We start from the raw sequence: 2,999 nt of genomic DNA, 5'->3' as shown, positions 1-2,999 counted from the left end.
GGCCCAATAGCCTCAGCCGCGTAGTTGCGCCGCCAGATTGGGCCTTTCTTACGCTTTGTCTGGGATTGTTGGTGCTTGGTTTGATGGTGTCACGGTTTCGCTATGTCGGGGCCATTCCAATTTGCGCCGCTTGCTTTGGTTGGGCCAGTGCAGAGCGCCCTGATGTTCTGATCTCAGACACTGGCAAATTGGTGGGCGTGCAGCTCGAAAATGGGCGCGCCTTGAACAAACCAACTGGAGCTGGGTTCGTTGCTGGGGTTTGGTTGGAAAACGATGGTGATTTGAGCAAACAGGACCTCGCAGCGCAGCGTTGGGGCGATGACCTGCGCGCGATTTCCGCCCACGAACGGACCATCTATGCCGCGTCGGGAAAACGTGGGCTCAAAGATTTTACGCAGTGCTCAGAAAAGGACATCGCCGTCTTTTCCGAAGCTTATGAGGGGCAAATCTATTGCGAAATATTCGATATTAAACGGCTTCGCTCGACAGGCAGCGTTGCGCTTAATTTTACCAAAGATGGCACGCTGGAAATAATAACGGCCCGCGCGGTGGCGGGCCAAAGATATTGGAATGATCGCGACTTAAGAAAAGCGCGATTGAACCACTAATAGCTGCGGATCAACCCGACCAAACGACCCTGAACCTTCACCTGTTCATGAGAAAAGAAGCGCGTTTCATAGGCTGGGTTTGCCGCCTCAAGCGCAATAGTCGTCCCGTTGCGGTGGAAGCGTTTCAGCGTAGCTTCCTGATCTTCAACCAGTGCCACAACAATATCGCCATTGTCGGCAGAATTAGTTTCGCGAATGACCACAGTATCGCCATCGTTAATCCCCGCATCAATCATTGAGTCGCCTTTGACTTGAAGCGCGTAATGTTCACCTGCGCCGGAGAGCATTTGGCTCGGGACCGCAACATTGTGAGACGCATGGCTGATCGCTTCGATTGGAACACCAGCTGCGATTTGGCCCATCACAGGCAGTTCCATCGCTTGCACAGCTTCAACAGGACGGGCTTCACGTGGGGCAGAGGCCTCTGGCTTGCCGCCTTCAACAACGCGGGGCACGAACCCTGCAGGGGCCATGCCCATACTGTCTGGCAGCTTCACGATTTCAATCGCTCGGGCACGGTGTGCAAGACGTCGAATAAACCCGCGTTCTTCCAGTGCCGTGATCAAACGGTGAATGCCTGATTTAGACCGCAAATCCAATGCTTCCTTCATTTCATCAAACGAAGGGGGAACACCGTCTATCTGCATGCGTTTATTGATAAATTCCAGCAAATCGAGCTGTTTTTTGGTCAGCATATCTGCATCCTCCTGCTGTGCAGTTTTGCTTTGTTCTATCGATGTTCTCGTTTTGTGTCAACGATTTGTTGCGTGGCGCTAGAGCGCGACGTATTTTACTGCTTCGCCTGCGGTACGTGCGGGATCGTTGGGCGCGCGGATCAGCAATGCGTTGGCCTGAGCCAGAACGCTAAGCAAAGCACTGTCCTGCCTGTCGAACGCTGTGATTTTCCCGTCTTGCACCGCGGCGCGCATGTAGTGTGTGCGCGGTCCATTTGCAGGAAGATCAGCCGCTAGAGTTGCGTCCAATTGAGGTGCCGCTGCGAAGCCTAGCCCTAGCATCGCGCGCACTATGGGCTGCACGAAAACTGTGCCACAGACCATGGCTGAAACCGGATTGCCCGGCAGTCCAATCATTGCGGAATGACCGAGTTTACCCGCCATCAACGGTTTGCCTGGGCGCATGGCGACCTTGTAGAAAGACCGTTCCATACCAAGCGTTTCGGCAACGTCTGCCACAAGATCATGATCCCCAACAGAGGCGCCGCCAATAGTAATGATCAGATCAGCGCGCCGCGCCAGATCAAAGGCAGTGTTGAGCGCGGGCAATGTATCATGCGCAATCGGGATCAAGCGCACCGTTGCGCCCAATTGCTCCAGCATTGCTTTCAGCCCAAAGGTGTTGGAAGCAATGATTTGATCAGGTCCGGGTGTTTCACCGGGCATCACCAATTCGGTTCCCGTGGAAATCAGAGCAACATCGGGGCGTCGCGTCACCGGAACCTCGGCGATATTCATTGAAGCTAACAAAGCGACGAGCTGCGGTGTCAGAATTTGAGGCGCTTCAAGCGTTTGACCAATTTCGAAATCAGCACCTGCTGGGCGAATATGTGGTTTGCTCTCGCTGGTCTCGCGAATGGTGATTTGATTGCTTATGCGAGAGATGTCTTCTTGAATCACCACCCAATCGGCGCCTGTGGGGAGGGGGGCACCTGTAAAAATGCGAACAGCTTCGCCTTCAAAGATTTTGCCCTCAAAGCGCGCGCCCGCCGCAGATTCCCCGATAACACGGAGCGTTTTGCCAGCGATAAATTCGCTAAAGTTGATGGCATATCCATCCATAGCAGAAGCTGCAAAGGGCGGTTGCTGACGCGCTGTCGTGACCGTTTTTGCCAAAACCCGACCTGCGGCGTCGCGCAAAGGGACCGTCTCGATATCTAAGGGCTGCGCAAGTCCGCGTAGCTGTTCGAGCGCTTCGTCGACTGAAATCATTCTGCGCTGTAACGGCCTGACTTACCGCCATCTTTTAAGGTCACATGAATGCCGCCAATTTCCATTGTTTTGTCGACGGCTTTCACCATGTCATAGACCGTAAGGGCGGCGGTGCTGACAGCAGTTAGCGCTTCCATCTCAACGCCGGTTTGACCTGTGGTTTTGACTGTGCCGATAATGCGCACGCCTGGTAGATCGGCGTCGAGTTCCAGATCAAGACCGACCTTGGCAATAGGCAGCGGGTGACAAAGCGGGATCAGATCGGGCGTCTTCTTGGCGCCCATGATCCCCGCCAACTGCGCAATGCTTAGAACGTCACCTTTTTTCGCAGTGCCGCTGGAAACAATGTCGAATGCCTCTTGGCTCATCTTGATCCAGCCGGCAGCGGTCGCGATGCGGGACGTGATGGCCTTTTCAGACACATCCACCATATGCGCCTCGCCCT

The 2,999-nt window shown here is 54.5% G+C and carries 3 protein-coding genes and 1 pseudogene; 1 reads left to right on the top strand and 3 read right to left on the bottom strand.

All coding sequences use genetic code 11. The features are described from left to right. Positions 1-608: pseudogene (locus ABJQ89_RS03305) on the top strand (competence protein); the annotation flags it as partial. On the opposite strand, the gene lexA reads toward ABJQ89_RS03305, so the two are convergent. The 3 genes from lexA to moaC form a co-directional block, all read right to left on the bottom strand. Next, complete coding sequence (lexA, locus tag ABJQ89_RS03300) at positions 605-1,303, bottom strand: transcriptional repressor LexA (protein ID WP_348494848.1); 699 nt, start codon at positions 1,301-1,303, stop codon at positions 605-607. The pseudogene ABJQ89_RS03305 and the gene lexA overlap by 4 nt on opposite strands. 78 nt (positions 1,304-1,381) lie before the next feature. Then, positions 1,382-2,554, bottom strand: coding sequence for a gephyrin-like molybdotransferase Glp (gene glp / locus ABJQ89_RS03295; protein WP_348494847.1), 1,173 nt, complete (start codon positions 2,552-2,554; stop codon positions 1,382-1,384). Continuing rightward, on the bottom strand, positions 2,551-2,999 hold a 449-nt coding region (gene moaC / locus ABJQ89_RS03290), incomplete at its 5' end, for a cyclic pyranopterin monophosphate synthase MoaC (RefSeq protein WP_348494846.1). The genes glp and moaC, both read right to left, overlap by 4 nt.

It is taken from the genome of Planktotalea sp. (assembly GCF_039984035.1).
Lineage (GTDB): Bacteria > Pseudomonadota > Alphaproteobacteria > Rhodobacterales > Rhodobacteraceae > Planktotalea.
Note: the sequence above shows the minus strand (reverse complement) of the source record. Positions and strands in the feature narration are given on the sequence as shown.

Coding starts and splice junctions, on each gene's coding strand:
- lexA (WP_348494848.1), bottom strand. CDS start 1,303: ATGCTGACCAAAAAACAGCTCGATTTGCTGGAATTTATCAATAAACGC.
- glp (WP_348494847.1), bottom strand. CDS start 2,554: ATGATTTCAGTCGACGAAGCGCTCGAACAGCTACGCGGACTTGCGCAG.